This window comes from Geomonas agri, assembly GCF_020179605.1.
Lineage (GTDB): Bacteria > Desulfobacterota > Desulfuromonadia > Geobacterales > Geobacteraceae > Geomonas > Geomonas agri.
Genome location: NZ_JAINZO010000003.1, coordinates 40801 through 60134, shown reverse-complemented (window position 1 = coordinate 60134; position 19334 = coordinate 40801). Strand labels below are relative to the sequence as shown.

The window sequence follows — 19334 nt, the reverse complement described above, 5'->3', positions numbered from 1 at the left end:
GACAGCCGGGGTGGCTCTCGTATAACTTCACTGGCCATGATCAAGACCCTGTTGGCCATACTGCTCTTCGTCCTGTTGCTCCTGCCGGCCTCCGGCCAGGCTGCCGCCGTTTTCGGTGGGGTCGGCATCGACGGCGTACCCAGGGCCGACGGTACCATCGTGGTGCGGCAATTGGTTGCCGGTGGACCGGCCCATCTGGCCGGGGTCAAGGCTGGTGACATCATCACCCAAGTCGACGGCACTCCGACCGCCGGCAGCGATTTCAAATTCATCGTGGAGCGGCGCCTGCGCGGACGGGCCGGTACCCCGGTCCTGATCCTGGTGCGGCGTCCCGGCAACCCGAAGACGCTCAGTTTCAAGCTGGTCCGGCGGCAGCTCAAGGTAGCCGGTACCGCCAAAAAAGAAGCAAAGGGGGAGTGAACATGCGCATCCTGCTGACTGCAATCCTGGCCGTATCCCTGCTGGCCCCGGCCGCCGGGGTCGTCGCCGAGCAACTCCCGCAGAGCCCGCTGGGCAGCCACAGCGTGCAGACCAAGTATCCCAAGATAGTGCTGTTTTCCACCTCCTGGTGCCCCCATTGCCGGGCCGCCAAGGAGTACTTCACCAGGAACAACATCCCCTTCATCAACCGGGACGTTGAAATCGACAGTGCGGCCATGGAACTCGTGACGGGGAAGTACAAGAGCCAAGGGGTTCCCGTCATCGTAATCGGGGAGGATGCCAAGGTGCTGAAGGGGTTTGACCAGGCGCGTTTCGAGAAGGCCCTGGACGAGGTCCGGAAGAAAAAATAACGGCCCGGATGGGCCGTCGGTAAGGGGGGAGCATCTTCGATGCTCCCTTTTTTTATGCCTCTAGATTTCCGTAGGCTGGTCCTCGGCCAGCAGGAAGAAGAGGGTCTGCACCAGCTTGGGGTCGAGATTGGAGCCGCTCATCCCCTTCATGGTCCACATCACTTCCTCGCGGTTGAACCCTTTGCGGTAGGGGCGGTCCATGGTCAAGGCATCGCATATATCGGCAGTGGCCACGATCTGCGCCTCTATCGGGATCTTGCTCCCTTCCAGCCCGTAAGGGTACCCCTTGCCGTCGAACCGCTCGTGGTGGTAGAGCACGATGTTCTGCACTGTCTTGGACAGGTTCGCCTTCCTCACCACTTCGCACCCCCACTCGGGATGCTTCATGACGATCTTGAACTCCTCCGGCGTCAGCGCGCGCTCAGCATTGAGGATCGCCTCGGGAACCCCTATCTTGCCGCAGTCGTGCAGCCAGCTTCCGTACCTGATCTCCTGCTGGACATCTTCCGGGACGCCGAGCTTCGCTGCCAGCCTCAGGGCCAGGGTGGCGACCCGGTCGCAGTGCCCCTTGGTGCAGGCATCCTTCAGTTCGATGGTCTGCGCCAGCGAGTGCAGGATAAACTCGTCCTCCCGCTTGATGGCCTGCAGCACCCGGTAGCGGCGGATACCGTCCTTCACGGCCCGCAGCATCTCCGCCTTTTTCCACGGTTTCAGGACGAAGCGGAACACTTCGCCGCTGTTGATGGCGGCCAGCGTCGTGGAAAGGTCGGCGCTCCCGGTCATCATGATCTTCACCGTGTGGGGTGAGACCTCCTTGATACGAGAAAGAAGCTCGATGCCGCGCATTCCTGGCATCTCGTTGTCCGAGACCACCACGGCCACCGACTGGTGCTCAACGATCTGCAGCGCCTCCATAGCTGAAGACGCAGTCAGAATGTTGAGACCCCTGTTCTCGAATAGGTCGCTGGTATAGGCCAGGTAGCTTTTCTCGTCGTCCACGAATAGGACGGTTTCGCGCTGTGGTTCCTTGTTTTGCATGTCCCTCTCCATGGGCTACTCATTAAGTAGCCGCCGTACTCTTATCGGCACAATCCCCGCACAGAATAGTAAAAAATGCTCTTACCGAAAAAGTTAATCGTTTTGCGGTGCTACGGCGCGGCCCTGCTTGACATGGTAGGCATAAGCGGTACCATCCAACGGTGGAACTGTAATTAAAACCGAGGCACCTGCGCTCTTTATTAGCAGCGGACGCCTCAGCTCCGGGTGGGACCGAAGCGAAGGAGGTTGATCATGCTGGTAGCTAAGACCTGGTACACCCCGGCCGAGGCCTGTGAGAAATTCGGCGTCGAGATGGAGCGTCTGCAGGTATGGATTGACGAGGGGGTGATTCGTACCGAAGAAGACAATGGACAGGTGGTACGGGTGAACGGCGACGATTTGGAACTGAAGATCGAGGAACTGACGGGGATCTAGGTGATTTTTGGCACAGGCCCTAAAGCCGGCGGAGAAAGTGACGAAAAGAGAGACTAGAACCAGTGATCGAGGTTCTCATTGTCAATCGTCCATTGTCAATTATCCATTGAGTGAAGGGGGTTGCCTTGAGCAACAGCATAACGTTCGAAGAGATCATGTTCACCATCATGTCCGCCACGCAGGACACCTTCAAGAGCTACATGAATACCGACATCTATGCGGGGAAGGTGGAAAAGAAGATCAACCCGCTGCACAGCGATGTGGTCGGGATCGTGGGGGTCGCGGGAGATCGCGTCGGCTACATCATCTTCGCCACCGAGAAAGGGCCGGCCGAACAGATTGCCAAGGACCTCCTGATGCTGGACGAGGCTGACGACGAGGCGATCAACGACGCAGTCGGCGAGGTGGCCAACAACATCGCGGGTGTCTTCAAGACCAAGTACCATGAACAGTACGGCAGCGTGGCCCTGGGGCTTCCGCTGGTCCTCTCCGGGCGTCTGCGCCCGATGACCGATCCCCCCGAACAGTCCACCATGGACGGGAGCATGAGCGTGCAGTGCAAGGGGGTCACCATCCCCTTCACCACCATGGACGGCAGGCTCCACTTCCGGGTCATGGTGTACATGTAACGGCAGGCAACTAGGGGTTGGGGACTAGGGGCTGGTAAAACCTATTCCTGCTCATGGTCTTATCCCGGCTGCTCCAGTTATCCCATTGAAACGACGAAGCCCCCGCTGCCATACGGCAACGGGGGCTTTTTACATCCAGCGCTTACTATTCCTTAGATACCCAGCTGTTTGAAGAAGTCGTTCCCCTTGTCGTCCACCAGGATGAACGCCGGGAAGTCCTCGACTTCGATCTTCCAGACCGCCTCCATCCCCAGTTCGGGGAAGTCAATGCACTCGACCTTCTTGATGTTCTCCTCGGCGAGGATCGCGGCCGGGCCGCCGATGGAACCGAGGTAGAAGCCACCGTGCTTCTTGCAAGCGTCGGTTACCTGCTGCGAGCGGTTACCCTTGGCGATCATGACCATGGAGCCGCCGTTGGCCTGGAGCAGGTCGACGTAGGAGTCCATGCGGCCGGCGGTAGTGGGGCCGAAGGAGCCGGACGGCTTTCCTTTAGGGGTCTTGGCCGGGCCGGCGTAGTAGATCGGGTGGTTCTTCAGGTACTCCGGAAGCGGCTTACCGGAATCGAGGATCTCCTTGAACTTGGCGTGGGCGATGTCGCGGCCGACCACGATAGTGCCGGAGAGGAGCAGCGGTGTGGAGACCGGGTGCTTGGAGAGCTCGGCCAGGATGTCCTTCATGGGCTGGTTCAGGTTGATCTTGACGCCGTGCTCGTGTTTGCCGCGGAAACGCTCGGGGATGAGGCGACCCGGGTTCTCGTCCATCTGCTCGACCCAGATCCCTTCCTTGTTGATCTTCGCCTTGATGTTGCGGTCAGCAGAGCAGGAAACGCCCATGCCGACCGGGCAGGAGGCACCGTGGCGCGGCAGGCGGATGATCCGCACGTCGTGTGCGAAGTACTTGCCGCCGAACTGGGCGCCGATGCCGGACTCCTGGGCCGCCTTCAAGAGCTCCGCCTCGAGGGCGAGGTCGCGGAAGGCCTGGCCGTGCTCATTGCCGCTGGTCGGCAGCGCATCGAGATACTTGGCGCTGGCAAGCTTGACGGTCTTCAGGCAGGCCTCGGCGCTGGTGCCGCCGATGGCGAACGCCAAGTGGTAGGGGGGGCAGGCTGCGGTGCCCAGGGTCTTCATCTTGGCCACCAGGAACTTGATCAGGCTGTCCGGGTTGAGGAGCGCCTTGGTCTCCTGGTACAGGTAGGTCTTGTTAGCGGAGCCGCCACCCTTGGCCATGAACAGGAACTTGTACTCGGCACCCTTGGTGGCGTACAGGTCGATCTGGGCCGGGAGGTTGGTGCCGGTGTTGGTCTCCTTGTACATGTCGAGGGCCACGGTCTGCGAATAGCGCAGGTTTTCCTCGGTGTAGGTCCTGTAGACCCCCTTGGAAAGGTACTCCTCGTCGTTGGCTCCGGTCCAGACCTGCTGGCCCTTCTTGCCCATGACGATGGCGGTGCCGGTGTCCTGGCAGATGGGGAGCTCGAAGTTGGCAGCAACCTCGGCGTTTCTCAGGAAGGCGAGGGCAACACCCTTGTCGTTCTGGGAGGCTTCCGGATCGGTCAGGATCTTGGCGACCATCTCGTTGTGCTCCGGGCGGAGCAGGAAGGAGAGGTCCTTCATGGCGGCATTGGCCACCACGGTAAGGGCCTCAGGGGCTACCTTGAGCACCTCCTGCCCTTCGAAGTTGGCGACCGAAACGTACTGCTGGGAGTCCGGGATGAGGCGGTACTTGGTGGTGTCCGGCCCGAGCGGGAAAGCTTCCTGGTACTTGAACTCTGGAGTTGCCATCGGTTCTGTTCTCCTTTGCGTGGGATTGATGGTGACTGGTATCCGTAACCGTGCGGACGGCACGGTAAAAAAATGTATACACGATTGGCGGAATATATTGCAAACGACCAATTTTGTCGAGAGCTAAGTTTAGGTGGGGAGTACCTGCAAAGTAATTGGGGGAGGGGGCCTGGGTAGCGCGGGCAGTGCCGACTGGGTAGCGGGCCCCGCCTGAGATGGCGGGGCCCGGCTGGATCAGGACGGAGAGGCGAAGAGCCGCGACACCGGCGCCGGGATGACCCGGTAGGGCGGCAGTGACGGCAGGGCGCGGCTTGTCTTGGGTAGCGAGGCGGAGACGACGGTGGGATCGATCACCAGCCCGGTGCGGACGAAGTAGAACATCTGCCGCTGGCCCAGGAGGAAGCTCTGCGGCGAGGTGACCGGGTCGATGAGGAACCCGTGGGTGACATCGGGCTGGTCGAACTGGAAGTACCCTTCGCGCGGCCCGCTTGCGGCAGCGTCTCCCGCAGCGGGGGCGAGCTTTGGCACCTCGGTGCCGCCGGCAATCGTCAGCATGAATGGGGCGGGGACACGGCCGGAGAGGTAGCTCAACTGGTCGAAGCCGGACGCCACCGCGAGGGCCTCGGGTGTGCCCAGGACACCCCGCCCTCCCAGGGCGTTGCCCAGGTAACGGGTGCTCCAGTTGGGAATGACCAGATCGCCGTTGGTCGGGCGGCCGTTGGCGTCGAAGGCGGTGCTGGTAGCCTCCTGGATCAACACCCTGCCGGATAGCCGTGAGGGAAGCGCGCTCCCGGTACGCAGGTCGGGCAGCGGCGTGGTCATGGTGGCGGGGTCGACCGGGTCGAACACCGACTGGGTGAGTTGGAAAAACTTTTCGTAGCTCGGCGTGCCGGCGGGTATTCCGGCCCGGGTGAGGCCGGCGTTGATGCTGGGGCCGAAATCGACGCTGTCGCGCAACAGGTAGGCGATGCGCGCACCAGGCACGCTCAGGAGCCCCTTCATGTCGGCGTCGAGGGTGGCCTGCGTATAGGGAGGGGGGGCCGCAGCCGCGGAGAGGGTGGTGTTGCCGGCCAGGTAGTAGGTCCCGACGATGGCCCCGAGGCTTACCCCCACATACTTCGGTTTCAGTGCCGGGTTGGGCGCGTTGGCCCCCAGTGAGGCGAACCCCTGTGCGGCGAAGGCGGGGTTGAACGACGGTGTCGCCAGCACCAGTTCGAGCCGGTCCAGGTTGAAGGCGGCCTGTTGGACGTTGGTGCGCGCGGCTAGCGGCGCTCCCAGCGCGATGAAGTCCTCACCCCAGACTGTGCCGGTGAGGTGCCCCGGCAGGGCGAGGGCGCCGTGCAGCGGGAGGTCGATGGCGACTACCGCGTACCCCGCGGCGGTGAGGGTGCTGGCCACGGCGATTGCTTGCTCCTTGCTGCCGTTGATGGCGTGCTGGTAAATGACCAGGGGCCATCCACCTACCGGAGCCGTCCCCGCAGGGGCGAAGTAGACGAAGGGTATCTGCCGGTCGCTGTGGTAGAAACCGGTGAGCCTGCCGGTGCCCGCATCGCGGAAGGGGAGCAGCACGGCGCTCGCGGCGCTGTAACTGCCGAAGACGAGGTTCTGGTTCATGACCGGGTTGCCCCGGGCAACGACGGGGTTCATAGAGATGTCGGCACTGGCGATGTTACCAGTGATCACCGCGCCGACGCTGGCCGGCGCCACCGCCGGGATGCCGGTCCCGGCCAAGGCCGCACTCCAGTAAGCTGACGGCGCCAGCGTGGCAGTAATGGTAGCGACATTCAACCCGGCGCCGAGCCAGTTCTTGCCGGGAAGACCGCCGGGGAGGCCGCTTCCGGCGGCAAAGGCCCGCAGCGCACTCTCCACCGGGACCAGGCTTCCGGTCGGGTCGGCCGGGTCGGTGGCCACGAAACCCGCCGCCGTTGTGTTGAAACGCCCCAGAAGGACGATGTGGCTGCGGCTCGACACGCTGGACGCCGACGGCGCCGCGGTCAGGTCGTTCATGACCTTGGCGTAGCCGGAGAAGAGTACGTTGCCGCTGCCGTCGAGCGTGTTCGCTCTGATCTGCTCGAGCGGCGCGAAGGGCCCCTGCAGGGGAAGCTCCGACTTCAAGGCCGCGAAGTAGACCGAGCTACTCACCGAGCCGCTGCTGCCCGCGTCCTTGACCCGGTCGGTCACCAGGTACAGGTAGCGACTGCCGGGCTGGAGCGGGAAGATCGGGAAGAGCGACAGGTCGCTACGCCCGGGGGTATAGCTGAAGCTGAAATTGGCGGTCACATCGCTGAACGTGAGCGGGTTGTTCTCCGTTGCCGTCGGCGACGCGCTGTCGGCCCCTATCTGAAACACCTTGATGTTGTTGCCGTTCACCGTCGCGGGCTGCAGCGGGCGTGCGAAACGGAGGTAGATGGGGGCGTTGACCCCGGCCACGGCATTGCTGCCGCCGACCTCGTAACGGTTCACGTAGGAGAGGGACTCCTGCGGATTCATGGGGCGGTTGGCGGGCCTGAGCCCCACCGTTCCCGTGCCGGGGTCGGTGTACTGGGTGATGGGGTCCCGGGCCGCGGCCGTCGCCAGCACGTTGGGGAGCGGTACCTCCCCGGTGGTGGGGTCGAAGAGGGCGGTGTTGGGGCTCACCGACTGGCTCATGCCCGAATCCGAGCCGCAGCCGCCCAGGGACAGGAGGAACAGCAGGATACCGAACAGGTGTAACAGGTGCTGGTTCATGGTTTTCCTCCGCAGCCGCTTAGGTGTCAGAACTTGATGTTCAGGTTGGCGGCCAGCAGGTAGGCGTCGCTCTTGAAGACGCCGTTTGCCCCCCGCAGGGTGGTCATGTCCTGGTTGTGCACCGTACGGTCCACGAAGTGTACCCACATATAGGCGAGGTCGACTGTCCCCACGGTATTGCCGATGCCGGCGCCCACCGAGAAACTGTGCCGGTCAGCGTCAGGGAGCAGCGGGTCCACGGTTTCGTTGGGGACCGGCGATTCATCGAAGGAGTAGCCGGCGCGCAGGGCCAGGCGCGGATTCATCTGGTACTGGGCGCCGAACTTGTAGCTCCAGACATCGCGCCAGTTTCTCGGGTCAAGCTGGTTGTTGAAGGCGGCGAACTGAGGGGAGTCGAAGTTGATCTCGAGCTTCTTGAAACTGCTCCAGCCGGTGCGGGTGGCATCGAATTCGAGGGTGACCTTTTCGGTCGGGCGCCACGCCACCGCGACATCCAGCGTGTCCGGAAGGGTGATCTTGGTGGAGGCGCTGCTACTGGCGCGGGCCCTGGTGTAGGGGAAGACGGCCGAGTCGGCCAGGCCGATGGCCCCCATCCCGGTCGGGGTCGTGGCAAGGAAATTGGCATCGCCCTCGATGTCGAGCGTGATCTTGCTCCGGTAGGCTAGGCCAAAGTTCAAGTCGCTACGCGGCTTCCAGAGGAGCCCGAAGTTGTACCCGAGGTCGGTGGCCGTACCGTCCACGCCGAGGGAGCCCACTTCGTAGGCGCCGAATGGGGGCGCTGGCGCGGTAGGGTCGATGACCGGCGAGTAGAGGGATTTCTGTAGCGAGACCTGTGCATAGGTGACGTCGATGCCGGCCGCGACCCCTACATTGAGTTCTTCGAAGCGGTAGGCGATAGTGGGCTGGAAGTTGATGGGCTTGATCGAGGCGATCTGTACCTGGTTCCGGAAGACGCTGGAGTCGTCCCAGGACTTGGACAACGGATAGATCGCGTTGATGCCGAGGCCGAAGGAGAGAGGGAGGCTTTCGAGCGCGTAGGTAGCGTACAGGGTGGGGGCAATGAGAATGTCGCGCCGGGAGCGCTCAGTGACCGTGGTGGCCCCCGTGTCCAGCGGCGGGGTGCCGGACAGGGGGGTGGTGCCCTGGAACTCGGTCTGGGGCACGATAATCCCCAAAGCGCCTAGATTCACCTGGATGCCGGGCAGGAAGGCAATGCCGGCGGGGTTAAAGTACAGGGCGCTCGGGTCGTCGGCTTGGGCGGCGAAGGCGTTCCCCATTGCCATCGCCTTGGATCCCTGCTCGCTGACCTTGAAGCCTGCTCCGTGACAGACACCGCGCAGCCCGGGAAGGGCGCAGAGCATCAGGACCCACCACAGCCACCTTCTCATTGGTCTCCCCCCTGCCGATCCTGCTTCAAACCTCCTGGCGCGAACTCTGCCGAAGGTGGCAAGGTCGCGTCATCCGGAGGATTTTGGCCCGAGGGGAGCAGAGCACCGTGGTAGGCTAGTCTGCGTGTGAACCTCGATGGATCGGTAGTAATTAGCACTCGCTAATGCTACCGTCCGTGAGGTTGAAGTCAAGCAGCGGAGAGTGGGTTCTCAGTGCACGGTCTTTTCCTTCATCATACCTTCCAGCATCCGGCGCAGGGCGTCCTCTTCCACGAAGCAGAACAGGGCGCTGTTACCGAAGGCGACCTCGACTGAGCCCCTTCTCCTTTTCAGGGTGACCTCGACTTCGTGCACGCCATTGCCCAGGAGTCCGTGGTAGACCTGCTGGAAGGACTTGCCGGTGCGCAGTGCTTCCTTGCCCCGCATTTCGAAGTAAACCGCTTGGTCCAGCGCATCGTTGGTTAGGTAGATCATGGTGCACCTCCTGTTTTTCTATAGGAAACCACAGGTGCGCGACAGAGAATGTCGCTGATGCCAGCCGGTGTCGACTCGGCGCGAAGGGAGAGGTGGCGAGGGAAACGTGGCCTGTCGCGATGTGAGTGGGAAAGGCTTGACAAACGCACCGAAAATAACGAATTTGGGCTCTACTTGAGCAAGGGTAGGGGGGGAGGATATGGAGTCTGATCGCGTCAAATGGGACCAGCGTTACAGCGGCCCGGAACATTTCTTTTCTTTCGCCCCTTCGCGGCTGTTGGCCAATTCGTTGGAACGCATCATGTCCCTGGTCCCGGGGCGGCGGAGCCTCGACTTGGCCTGCGGCGAGGGACGCAACTGCATTTACCTGGCGCAGCACGGCTTCGATGCCACGGGCGTGGACATCTCGCCCCGGGGGCTGGAGCGCGCCAGGAAGCGGGCGGCCGAGGTCGGCGTCACCGTTGAGCTCATCGAGGCGGACCTGGAGTGCTGGCGACCGCAAGGGGAGTACCACCTGATCCTCAACTTCAACTTCCTGATGCGGGATCTCATCCCGGCGCTGGTGCAGGCGCTGGCCCCGGGAGGTGTGCTGCTCATGGAGACCATACTGGACGCGCCGGGGATGCCGGGGGAGCACCGCAAGGATTTTCTGCTGCAGCCGGGGGAGCTTGGACGCATCTTCGGCGGGTATCCGGGGCGGGTCCTGCTGCTGGAAGAGGAGGTCGATGCGCCGGAGATGCCGGTGGCGCGGGTGATGTTTCAGAAGCAGGTGTAGGTTGAGGTTGAGAAGAAATCGCCGTTAAAGGCAAATCCCCCCTGCCCCCCCTTCGCAAAAGGGGGGGCGCGAGGGCTCGTGCAGCGCTTCGTGGGTACAGATTGCTGCCTCCTAAGGTAGTGCTGTCAGCTTCGGAAGCCGCTGTCGGCGGGGTGTGGACGGTGCCGGCGGGTAGTGCCACTAGCATGCGAAAGTTGAGCGAGAGACAAAAGAAAAGGCTGCGGTCATGGACCACAGCCTTTTTTTAACCTTAACCTGCTTCTACTTTGTTCCGACGTAGACGGTGGCGATGCCGCCGGTGAGGTCGAAGTGGTGCACGTCCTTGAAACCGACCTGCTCCATCATTCCCTTGAACACCTCGCGCGAGGGGAACTCGAGGACGGAGTCGGGTAGGTATTGGTAGGCGCTGAACCGGGAGAAGGCACCACCGATCTTGGGGAGCACCTTCAGGAAGTAGAAGTGGTAGATGTTCTTGAACACCGGCATGGTCGGCGTGGAGAACTCGAGGATCACGATCTTGCCGCCGTCCTTGAGCACCCGGCGCATCTCGGTCAGCCCCTTGAAGCGGTCGACGACGTTCCTGATGCCAAAGGAGATGGTGGCGGCGTCGAAGCTGCCGTCCTGGTAGGGGATGTCCTCGCAGGGGGCCACCTCCAGCGTGATGCGGCCGGCGTGACGCGACTCCTGCACCTTGACCCGCCCGAGTTCAATCATCTCCGGGGTGAAGTCGATGCCGACGATGTTCACGGAAGCGGGGGTCTGGGTCGCTATCTCGAGGGCCACGTCGCCGGTGCCGGTTGCCACGTCAAGCACAAGCCCGGGGCCGCGCAGGCCGATCTTGCCCACGGCGAAACGGCGCCAGCGGCGATCAATGCCGAGCGACAGCAGCCTGTTCAAAAGATCGTAGCGCGGAGCTATGCTCCCGAACATGGCGCGGATGCGCTCACCCTTTTCCGACAATGCGTACATATTTTCCTACCTTTTTGGCGCCTGAAATGCTATAAATTTTGACCGCTTCCCGTATCGGGGAGCCCTTTTGCAAGGCTTGATTTTTAGCACAAAGCGCCACGGCTTGCCAGCAAAAAGCGGCCCCGCCACGTTTTAACGCCGCCCGCTCCGGCTCCCGCCCGCGCCGTTCCCCAAGGAGGCAACCGTTGTTCCCGCAAATCAGGCCTCAGGATATTGCCGATATCCTGATCATGACCTTCCTGCTCTACCAGCTCTACAGCTGGTTCAAGAACTCCAAGGCGCTCCAGGTGGTGTTAGGCCTCTTGTTCCTGGGCGTGATCTATTTCGTCACCAAGGGCTTGGGGCTCTTCATGACCAGTTGGATCCTGCAGGAACTGGGGACGGTGCTCCTGGTCCTGCTGATCGTGGTGTTCCAGTCCGAGATCCGGCAGGCCCTATACCGCCTGAGCCTGTTGCGCAACCTGTTCGAACACCAGGAGAGCGTGGTGCGCCTCGACCTTCTGGAATTCTCCTCCACTGTCTTCTCACTTGCTTCTCAGCGCATTGGGGCCCTGGTCGTGTTCCAGCGCGAGGAACTCCTGGACGATTTGATCCTGCACGGCGTCCCGATGGACTCGCTGGTCAGCGGCTCCCTGGTCACCAGCATCTTCATGCCCGGCTCCCCGCTGCACGACGGTGCGGTGTTGGTCAAGGACGGCCGCGTGGCTCTTGCTTCCTGCCACCTGCCGCTGTCGGTGAGCGCCGACGTGCCGCAGCACCTGGGCACTCGCCACCGCGCCGCCCTCGGCCTTTCCGAGCGCTCCGACGCAGCGATCGTGGTCGTTTCCGAGGAGCGGGGGGAAGTCTCGGTGTCCGTGCAGGGGGAGCTTGAGGTTGTGGCGTCGCAGGCGCAGTTGCACGAGCGGCTTACCTCGCTGTTGCAGCCGCTGTCCCGCGAGGAACAGCGCGTCGGGATATTGAAGCGGCTCTTCTCCAACTTCTGGCCCAAAGTTGCGATTTTCTGCGTCGTGGTGGTGAGCTGGCTTTTGATCACCTACCGGCAGGGGGAGATCCTCACCGTGACCGCTCCGGTCACCTTCCACAACCTTCCGGACAACCTCACCCTGACCCGCAGTTATCCGGACGAGGTGGACCTGCAACTGAAGTCCTTCTCCAACCTGGTGGCATCCCCGAAGAATCTTGACATCGTGGTGGACCTGGACCTGTCCAAGGCCAAGGAGGGGAACAACAACATCCAGATCAGCAAGGATCTGATCCGGCTTCCGCCCGGTGTGGTGGTAGTGAACCTGGATCGGTCCCTGGTACGGGTAACCGTGGAAAAGAAACAACCGAGGTCTTCGACTCGTAAAGGTAAGTAGCTGAAAATAAAGGGCCTACCTTCCCTTATTGTTTCAGAAAAGGTCATTAGCGTTGACAGGGTGCGTCTTTTGTTATATAAATTGACGCACCCGCTTTTTTTTCTAAAACAATGAAGGAGGACTCATGATAAGAAGCCTGAAGCTCTTTACCCTGTGCATCGTCATGCTCTCCGTACCTTCGCTCGCCTTCGCCGCAAAGACCCATCGCGTAAAAAAGCACGAAACCTTATACACACTCGCCAAAAAATATAACGTCACCGTCGAAGAGCTGAAGGCTGCCAACAACTTGGTCGGCAACAGCGTAAAGCCGCGCGTGCTCCTGGTCATCCCCCCCCGTTCCGTCTCCGAGGGGAAGAGCGCGTCGGCCGCCGACACCAAGGTGTACAAGGTTAAGAAGAGCGAGACCCTTTCCCGTATCGCCAAGAAGACCGGCGTGTCGGTCGCCGAACTGAAGCGACTCAACGGCCTCACCAGCAGCAGGGTGAAGGCGGGAAAGGTGTTGGTACTCAAGGAAAGTGCGCCTGCGGACGAGCCGAAGGTCAAGGTTACCAAGAAGCTGCAGCTGCGTCACCCCGATCTCTTCAATGAGAAGGACTACGAGCAGAGCATCCAGGAACTCGCCTCGCTCGAGCCTGAGCACAATGTCGATCTTTCCAAGAACACGGAACTCAAGGCAGACAGCATCAAGGAACTGAAGAAGTCGGCCTATGGCTTCCTCGGCACCCGCTACCGCTTCGGCGGCAGCTCGCGTTCCGGTATTGATTGCTCCAGCTTTGTCCAGCACGTTTTCAAGGAACTGGAAGTATCCCTGCCGCGCACCGCACGTGAGCAGTTCGAGGTCGGCAACGTTGTGGCGCCGGGCGACCTGCAGAGGGGCGACCTGATCTTCTTCGCCACCTATGCCTCCTACCCTTCCCACGTCGGCATCTACCTCGGCAACAACAAGATGATCCACGCCTCCTCGCGTGACCGCAGGGTCGTGATTTCCTCGCTGAACACCTCCTACTACCGTTCGCGCTTTTTAGGCGCCAAGCGGATAGCCAAGGTCAACCCGGATGTCTTCAAGCTCGACGACCTGATCCTTGGTGTCGAGGAGGACAACTCCGAAAACTCAATGGAAGAGGACGGCCTGACCAGCAACTAGGCTGACTCCCCATCTATCGATAACGAATCCGGCCCTCGGGCCGGATTTTTTTATGGGCTGCGCATGAAGATTCTCCTGGCGTACAAGTGTCATCCCCAAGGGGCCAAAGACCCGTTCACCTCGCTGTTGCCGGTCGGCCTGCTCTCCCTGCACGCGGTGCTCAGACAGGCCGGGCATCGGGTTACCCTGGCCAACCTCTCCCGCTTCTCGTGGGCGCAGGTGCGCGAACTGCTGCAGCGCCTCTCGCCGGAAGTGGTCGGTATCTCCCAGTTCACCCATAACCGTTCCGAATCCATCCGCTTGGCCTCCCTGGTCAAGGAGATTGATCCTGCGTGCTGCGTTGTCCTCGGCGGTCCTCACGCGACTCATTCGTGGCAGGAGCAGTTGGAGCGGCACCGCGAGGTGGACGCTGTGGTGTTGGGGGAAGGGGAGCAGGGGCTGCTGGAGCTGGTCCAGGCGCACACCGACGGGCGGCCGCTATCCCAGGTGCCTGGCGTGGCCTGCCGGGATAGGGGGGCGATAGTGCCGGGAACACCTCGCGCAGCTGTCGCCGACCTGGACCTGCTTCCCCTGCCAGGCGAGGATCCCGGCGACACCATCGGGGTCGACCTGCGCCGCCAACTCGAGTTCGTGATCACCTCGCGCGGCTGCCCGGCCAGCTGTCTGTTCTGCTCGTCGCCGCTGTTCTGGGGGCGGGGCGTTCGTTTTCGCTCCCCGGCCTCGGTGGTCGAGGAGTTGCGCCTGCTGAAGGAGCGTTACGGTCTCATTTACTTCTCTTTCCGTGATGACACGTTTACCGCTAACCGCGCACGGGTGCTGGAGATATGTCGTCTGATCGAGGAACAGCGGCTGCACATCCTGTGGAACTGCCAGTCTCGCGTCAACGCGGTGGACCAGGAGATGCTGGTGGCGATGAAGCGGGCCGGGTGCGAGTGCATCCAGTTCGGCGTCGAGTCCGGTTCACCGGAGATGCTCAAGGCGTTGGGGAAAAAGATCCTGCCTGCTGACGTGGAGCGGGCCGCGACCGCGGTGCGCAAGGCGGGTATCAATCTCTCTGTCTACCTGATCACCGGTATTCCGGGTGAGGGCGACGAGGACCTGCAACAGACCGTGCGCCTCATCGACCGGATCCGGCCGCAGGACGGGCAAGTTTCGCCCTTGGTCTACTATCCCGGCACCGAGCTGCTGCACGGCGCGGTGCGGCGCCATGAAGTGCCGGCCGATCTGTTCGAGGAAAAGGAGGGGGAGGGGTTCCTGGTGCGCCGCGACCCCTTCGTGGAGCGTTCGCGTCAGTCCATGATGAAGGCGCTGCAAAAGGCGGGCAAGAAGGCCCGCTTCACCCGTGCCGATTTCGCAGCGCAGCGGGAGTTGGTGGGGTACAGCTTTGTGACTGAACTGCTGCAGGCGGAAGCACTGGAGCAGGAGGAGGACTGGGAGGGGGCCATCAAGCTGTGCCGCGACATGACGCGGCAGGAGCCGGACAACCCGTGGGGATGGCTGCAAATGGCGGGGGTGCAGGAACGGATCGGCGACTTGGCCGGCGCCACGCGCTCTTACCAAAAGCTGGCGCAGTTGGTTCCCAAGCATCTGCCCGCCTTCCTGGCATTGGGCGAATTGGCACTGGCCCAGGGAGACCGTGCTGCCGCGGCGCGTCACTACCAGAGGGCCCTGGCGCTTGACCCCAATGATGAGGCCGCGCTGGAGGGCATCGCACAGGCCGGCCTCGGACGTGGCAAGCCCGGTGGCAAAGCGGGGGGCAAAGCGAGGCACCCGAAATAAGCCTCCCCGTTTGTGCGATCCCGGTGCCCTGAGGCCCCCCCCTGTGCGAAAGGTGGGATTTGCCTTTGCTCTTAGCTGCCCCCCCAAAATCAAATCCGCTCTGCCTCCCCTTCGCAAAGGGGAGGGCGCTGGTCCGCCTGCTGCGCTTCGTGGACAACACGTAACAGTTGGTGAACTCTCTGATGAACAAACAAAAAAGGCGCCTCCCTTGCGGGGGGCGCCTTTTTTTATCTCTGCTGCGGGGAGTGGCTTACTTGTTGACGGCCAGGCCCGGTGCGAAGATGATCTTGTCGAAGGTGCGCTTCAGAGTCTTGCTCTGGAAGTTGATCATCGGCGGGGAATCCGGGAACTCGATGGTGTCGCCGACTTTAACCGGGGTCTGCATGGAGGCAACCCACAGCTTCTCACCTTTCTCCTCGATCAGCGCGTAGGTGTACCCGCCGGAGTCCATGGTCTCGAGGACTTTACCTTTGTGACCTGCGCCCGGCTTAACTTCCTGCGGCTTCAGGCCAGCGTGGGGATCGGTGCCCGGAGCCACTGCGGGCATCTGGGAGGTGGGGGCTGCAGCCGGTGCCTGGGCGGGGGCCTGCGGAGCTTCTTCTTTCTTTTTGCAGCCGGCAGCTGCCACGGCAACGATTGCCAACATAATAACCAAAGTCTTCTTCACAGTTTCCTCCGTGTTGGATGAATTTAAGAAAGCACAGCAGAGAGAAAATAACATAACCATCGCTGGCTTTACAACAAAAAAAACAATGATATGCGCCCCTCGTAAGGGCTCGACTTCAGCGCCCTATGATGACCTCTCCGGTGTCGGTGATCAGGCGGGCGGGAAGCTCGAACACCCGCTTGAAGATGTTGAAGACCCCTTTGGCCAGCGACTTGACCGGCACCGCGGTCACCTGCGGGTCCTCGATACGCCCTTTCGCCTCGAAGTAGGTGGTGATGAGAGACTTGTCCTTCCCGGTCAGGATCCAGCCGAAGATGGGGATCTTGCTCACCACCTTGTCCACCGTCTGCAACGGCTGCACCCCCACGTTCAGGTCCATCTCGTCCCTGGCGAGATCCATCTTGCCCACCGCCGATATGTTCATGGCATTGCTGTCCACGAACAGGTTCTGGGTCGAGGCGACGCCGTTGTTGAAGGCGATGTCCCCGGTGATCTTGTTGAAGGGCATGCCGCCCGAAACCATGTCGGGAAGCTCACCCTTGAAGAGCTGCGATACGTTCAGGATCGAGAAGATCTTGGAGAGGGTGGAGAACTTCCTGATGCTGCCGCGCTCGATCCTGAGCTTTACATTCCCCTGGATGCTCCGCTTGAAGTCGGCGGCGCTCTCTCCGCGCACGGCCAGGTCGCCCTGCAGTGACATCGCGCCGGTGACCTCCTGCCTCTTCACCCCTAGCGAGTGCAACAGCGCGGCCGCTGACACCTTCTGCGCGGTCACGCTGAGGGTGTGGCGCGCCGGCGTGGTGAGATCGCTGCGCAGCCTGCCGGTTACCTCCCCATCGAAGGAGTTGAACTCGAAGGGAAGCAGCTGCAGCACGCGGTTATCGTAGAACACGGTGGTCTTCAGGTGCTGGAAGGGGAAATCCTTCAGCTTTCCCTCCGTTGCGGTCACGTGAGCGTGCAGTGTGAGCTCCCCGTCCCCACCCGTCCCTCCGAACAGCGGCATTATGTCGTCGGGGTTAAGGTACGGGGAGGTTACCATCAGCTCCGCCTGCGTGTGCTTCTGCTGCAGGTCTTTAACGCTCCCCTTCACCTGAAAGGAGCTCTTGCCGAGCGAGCCGAAAAGTGAGGCGATCTGCAGGTTGTCTTTCTGGTAGCTGATGATCCCCTGTACCCGCTCCACCCGTACCGGCGCGCCGCCGGTCGGGAAGCCGATGTCCGCCGGGTCGACCGATGGGGAGCTGAAATTCAGCTGCCAGCTTGGATTCTGCAGGCCGGTGACCACACCGCGTCCGTAGATGCTGGTGCCGCCCAGTCGAACCTGGAGCTGCGAAGTCTCGAACGTCTCGCCGTTCACCTTCACCGTGCCGTTCACCCCGGTCAACGGTTTGATCTTGTCCCCCGGTTTCAGCGTCACGCCGGAGAGCCCCACGCTGCCGCTCCAGGTGAGGCGGTCCATGTCGGGCCCGTTGGCGCGTAGCAGGAGCTGGACCAGGCCGGTCGGATGGTACTTCTTCACCATGGGGACCAACTGCCCTACCTCGGTGCTCTGGAACTGGTTGGTCTTGATGTCGAAGGTCACCGGGCCGTCGTAGCGGCTGACCGCGGCGGCGGTGAGGGACGCAGGGGGAAGCAGGTAGTGCAGCGAGGTGATGCGGAACTGTTCCTTGTCGAACTCCATGCTGAAGGAGACGCTGTTGGTGCGTCCGGCCGGCTTGGCGACCAGATCCTTGAAACCGTAGGCGGCGGTGGCGAGGTCGCTGTCGCCCGAGAGCTTGTAAAGGGAGGTCCCTCCTTCTCCCTTCAGGTTGAGAACGGAGTTGGTGGTGAAGGAGCTGATCCCTTTTCCTAAAAGCCAGACCACCTCGGGCTGCCTGGGTTGCACCTTGGCGGTGAAAAGGTACTGGCACGGGTGATCGAGCGGGTAGTCGGTGATACGCCCCTCCAGCGTGAGGGGGGATGTGCCGAAGCGTCCCGTCATCCCCTTAAGCAAGAAATCCTTGCTGGCCAGTTCCAGCTGCCCCTTGATGCCGGTGAAGATCGGTATGCCGGAGCCGTAATTCACCACACCATCTTCGACGTGCGCCTTGATGTAAAGGATGTTGTAGTTCTGGCCCCGCTCCATGTGCAGGATCTGGCTTACCCGCCCGTCCAGTCGCCCCTGGTCCAGCCGGTAAACCCCGCCGGTAATTTTCTGTTCGATGAAATGTGCGGTGTCGTCGACGATGATGCCGTAGGGGATGTACTGGCGGTAGTCGCGCAGGTTGAAGCTGTTGCTGCTGGCGGTGGCGGTGATGCGCAGGTCGCCGGAGTGCAGATCCGAAAGCTTCACCTTGCCGCTCACCTTGTACCCGTCCAGATCCACCTTGATGTGGTCGATGTCGAGGTCGCGGTCGGTAAGCTCCAGGGCACAGGAGCCCTTGAAGGATTTCGGTGTGAGCTTGGCGTGGAACACCTGGGGGTAATCGAGGTTCAGCCTGGTGAAGTGAAACTCGGTTTTTGCCTTGAAGGCGTTCAGGTGTCCCTTGATGCTGGAATCGAGCTCTAATTGGCCGGAGAGGCTTTTGAACGGTACGAAGCGGCTGTAGTAGGGCCAGAAATGGCCGACGTCGATGGGGCCGGTCTTCACCTTGCCGTGCACCGCCATCGAGGTCCAGGGAGCCCCGGCTGCCGGGATCCCTGCCACACCGGAGAGGTGGATGGGAACCTTGGTCCGTCCCGAGGCGAGCTGGCCGTTCAGCTTGAAGTCGCAATCCCGGCCGCGGGTGATCCGGCTCAGGAACAGGTCTGTGTCCGAGAGTTCGGTGACCACCGGCTGCTCCGAAAAGGCGTAATCGGTGAAGAGGATCTGGGCCTTCTCGAGCTGAACCCCGTGTATGCCTGGGGCTTCTCCGCCGCTGGGGGTGAGGATGTCGGCGATGTTGAGCACCCCCTGGCGGTCACGCCACAACTTGAGGGTCGGGCGTTCCAGTTCGATTCGGGAGAGCACCAGTTTGCGACGCAACAGGGGGAGGATGGCGATCCGGACCGTGAGCCGGTCGGCGGTGGCGAAGTTGGTTGCCCCGTCCTTCTCCTTGATGGTCACGCCGGTGAAGGTAAAGGCGGGGGTGAGCCGCATGGTAAAGGAGCCGGCCTGGTACTGCAGGTCGCGCTTGAGCGAACTTTTCACCTGGGCCAGGATGTCGGCCTTGTAGGTGTCGAGGTCGATCAGGCGAGGGATGAGGCTGGCCCCAAGGACCACCACAGTCAATATCGTCGCCAAAAGCGGCAACAGCCAGGCACGTATTCTTTTCAGCTGCATAACTCTATCCCGTCAAGGAGCCTGCTCGTCGCGGTGCGCGTTCCGGCAGGCTACTGCATGTTGTTCTAGATGCCCGAGTCTCAA

Annotated in this window: 16 protein-coding genes; 8 read left to right on the top strand and 8 right to left on the bottom strand. The window is 61.9% G+C overall.

The features are described from left to right. Nucleotides 1-36 precede the first annotated feature (36 nt). Both K7R21_RS19490 and K7R21_RS19485 read left to right on the top strand, forming a co-directional pair. Nucleotides 37-420: a S41 family peptidase gene (locus K7R21_RS19490; RefSeq protein WP_224984968.1), complete on the top strand. Its 384-nt coding sequence runs from the start codon at nt 37-39 to the stop codon at nt 418-420. Nucleotides 421-422: 2 nt separating this feature from the next. Further along, entirely contained in the window at nt 423-791 is a 369-nt protein-coding gene (locus tag K7R21_RS19485; protein ID WP_224984967.1) for a glutaredoxin domain-containing protein, read from the top strand. 60 nt (nt 792-851) lie between these two features. Here the strand turns inward: K7R21_RS19485 and K7R21_RS19480 are convergent, their stop codons facing one another. After that, nucleotides 852-1829, bottom strand: coding sequence for an HD domain-containing phosphohydrolase (locus tag K7R21_RS19480; protein ID WP_224984966.1), 978 nt, complete (start codon nt 1827-1829; stop codon nt 852-854). A 252-nt stretch (nt 1830-2081) separates the two neighbouring features. On the opposite strand from K7R21_RS19480, the gene K7R21_RS19475 reads away from it, so the two are divergent. Together K7R21_RS19475 and K7R21_RS19470 are read left to right on the top strand one after the other, a co-directional pair. After that, nucleotides 2082-2264 (top strand): helix-turn-helix domain-containing protein, encoded by a 183-nt coding sequence (locus K7R21_RS19475; RefSeq protein ID WP_224984965.1) that lies wholly within the window; start codon nt 2082-2084, stop codon nt 2262-2264. Between the two features lie 125 nt (nt 2265-2389). Beyond that, entirely contained in the window at nt 2390-2893 is a 504-nt protein-coding gene (locus tag K7R21_RS19470; protein WP_224984964.1) for a chemotaxis protein CheX, read from the top strand. Between the two features lie 152 nt (nt 2894-3045). Here the strand turns inward: K7R21_RS19470 and K7R21_RS19465 are convergent, their stop codons facing one another. The 4 genes from K7R21_RS19465 to K7R21_RS19450 all read right to left on the bottom strand — a co-directional run bounded on the left by K7R21_RS19465 (nt 3046) and on the right by K7R21_RS19450 (nt 9260). Next, the gene (locus K7R21_RS19465) at nt 3046-4671 is read right to left on the bottom strand and encodes a fumarate hydratase (RefSeq protein WP_224984963.1); all 1626 of its coding nucleotides are present in this window, start codon (nt 4669-4671) and stop codon (nt 3046-3048) included. 234 nt (nt 4672-4905) lie between these two features. After that, nucleotides 4906-7398, bottom strand: a complete 2493-nt coding sequence (locus K7R21_RS19460) for a hypothetical protein (RefSeq protein ID WP_224984962.1) — start codon at nt 7396-7398, stop codon at nt 4906-4908. Between the two features lie 26 nt (nt 7399-7424). Continuing rightward, nucleotides 7425-8786: an OmpP1/FadL family transporter gene (locus tag K7R21_RS19455; protein WP_224984961.1), complete on the bottom strand. Its 1362-nt coding sequence runs from the start codon at nt 8784-8786 to the stop codon at nt 7425-7427. A gap of 210 nt (nt 8787-8996) precedes the next feature. Beyond that, a complete protein-coding gene (locus K7R21_RS19450) occupies nt 8997-9260 on the bottom strand; it encodes a hypothetical protein (protein ID WP_224984960.1) in 264 nt (87 codons plus the stop codon). A 199-nt stretch (nt 9261-9459) separates the two neighbouring features. On the opposite strand from K7R21_RS19450, the gene K7R21_RS19445 reads away from it, so the two are divergent. Beyond that, nucleotides 9460-10035, top strand: a complete 576-nt coding sequence (locus tag K7R21_RS19445; protein ID WP_224984959.1) for a class I SAM-dependent methyltransferase — start codon at nt 9460-9462, stop codon at nt 10033-10035. Nucleotides 10036-10296: 261 nt separating this feature from the next. On the opposite strand, the gene ubiE is transcribed toward K7R21_RS19445, so the two are convergent. Then, nucleotides 10297-11004, bottom strand: coding sequence for a bifunctional demethylmenaquinone methyltransferase/2-methoxy-6-polyprenyl-1,4-benzoquinol methylase UbiE (gene ubiE / locus K7R21_RS19440; RefSeq protein WP_224984958.1), 708 nt, complete (start codon nt 11002-11004; stop codon nt 10297-10299). A gap of 185 nt (nt 11005-11189) precedes the next feature. Here ubiE and cdaA point away from each other — a divergent pair, with 185 nt between their 5' ends. From cdaA to K7R21_RS19425, 3 genes are all read left to right on the top strand, one after another. Beyond that, nucleotides 11190-12362 carry a diadenylate cyclase CdaA gene (cdaA, locus tag K7R21_RS19435; protein WP_224984957.1) on the top strand — a complete coding sequence of 391 codons (1173 nt, stop codon included), beginning with the start codon at nt 11190-11192 and terminating at the stop codon, nt 12360-12362. 124 nt (nt 12363-12486) lie between these two features. Beyond that, nucleotides 12487-13506, top strand: coding sequence for a C40 family peptidase (locus K7R21_RS19430; RefSeq protein ID WP_224984956.1), 1020 nt, complete (start codon nt 12487-12489; stop codon nt 13504-13506). A gap of 63 nt (nt 13507-13569) precedes the next feature. Then, a complete protein-coding gene (locus K7R21_RS19425; RefSeq protein WP_224984955.1) occupies nt 13570-15285 on the top strand; it encodes a B12-binding domain-containing radical SAM protein in 1716 nt (571 codons plus the stop codon). Nucleotides 15286-15535: 250 nt separating this feature from the next. Here the strand turns inward: K7R21_RS19425 and K7R21_RS19420 are convergent, their stop codons facing one another. Both K7R21_RS19420 and K7R21_RS19415 read right to left on the bottom strand, forming a co-directional pair. Further along, a complete protein-coding gene (locus tag K7R21_RS19420) occupies nt 15536-15952 on the bottom strand; it encodes a hypothetical protein (protein ID WP_224984954.1) in 417 nt (138 codons plus the stop codon). A 115-nt stretch (nt 15953-16067) separates the two neighbouring features. Beyond that, a complete protein-coding gene (locus K7R21_RS19415; protein WP_224984953.1) occupies nt 16068-19250 on the bottom strand; it encodes a YhdP family protein in 3183 nt (1060 codons plus the stop codon). Between the last annotated feature and the right edge of the window lie 84 nt (nt 19251-19334).

What these genes read in the sequence shown, in the direction of transcription:
- K7R21_RS19490 (WP_224984968.1), top strand. Translation starts at nt 37, where the DNA reads ATGATCAAGACCCTGTTGGCCATACTGCTCTTCGTCCTGTTGCTCCTG.
- K7R21_RS19475 (WP_224984965.1), top strand. Translation starts at nt 2,082, where the DNA reads ATGCTGGTAGCTAAGACCTGGTACACCCCGGCCGAGGCCTGTGAGAAA.
- K7R21_RS19485 (WP_224984967.1), top strand. Translation starts at nt 423, where the DNA reads ATGCGCATCCTGCTGACTGCAATCCTGGCCGTATCCCTGCTGGCCCCG.
- K7R21_RS19445 (WP_224984959.1), top strand. Translation starts at nt 9,460, where the DNA reads ATGGAGTCTGATCGCGTCAAATGGGACCAGCGTTACAGCGGCCCGGAA.
- K7R21_RS19430 (WP_224984956.1), top strand. Translation starts at nt 12,487, where the DNA reads ATGATAAGAAGCCTGAAGCTCTTTACCCTGTGCATCGTCATGCTCTCC.
- K7R21_RS19460 (WP_224984962.1), bottom strand. Translation starts at nt 7,398, where the DNA reads ATGAACCAGCACCTGTTACACCTGTTCGGTATCCTGCTGTTCCTCCTG.
- K7R21_RS19480 (WP_224984966.1), bottom strand. Translation starts at nt 1,829, where the DNA reads ATGCAAAACAAGGAACCACAGCGCGAAACCGTCCTATTCGTGGACGAC.
- K7R21_RS19415 (WP_224984953.1), bottom strand. Translation starts at nt 19,250, where the DNA reads ATGCAGCTGAAAAGAATACGTGCCTGGCTGTTGCCGCTTTTGGCGACG.
- K7R21_RS19465 (WP_224984963.1), bottom strand. Translation starts at nt 4,671, where the DNA reads ATGGCAACTCCAGAGTTCAAGTACCAGGAAGCTTTCCCGCTCGGGCCG.
- K7R21_RS19450 (WP_224984960.1), bottom strand. Translation starts at nt 9,260, where the DNA reads ATGATCTACCTAACCAACGATGCGCTGGACCAAGCGGTTTACTTCGAA.
- K7R21_RS19425 (WP_224984955.1), top strand. Translation starts at nt 13,570, where the DNA reads ATGAAGATTCTCCTGGCGTACAAGTGTCATCCCCAAGGGGCCAAAGAC.
- K7R21_RS19455 (WP_224984961.1), bottom strand. Translation starts at nt 8,786, where the DNA reads ATGAGAAGGTGGCTGTGGTGGGTCCTGATGCTCTGCGCCCTTCCCGGG.
- ubiE (WP_224984958.1), bottom strand. Translation starts at nt 11,004, where the DNA reads ATGTACGCATTGTCGGAAAAGGGTGAGCGCATCCGCGCCATGTTCGGG.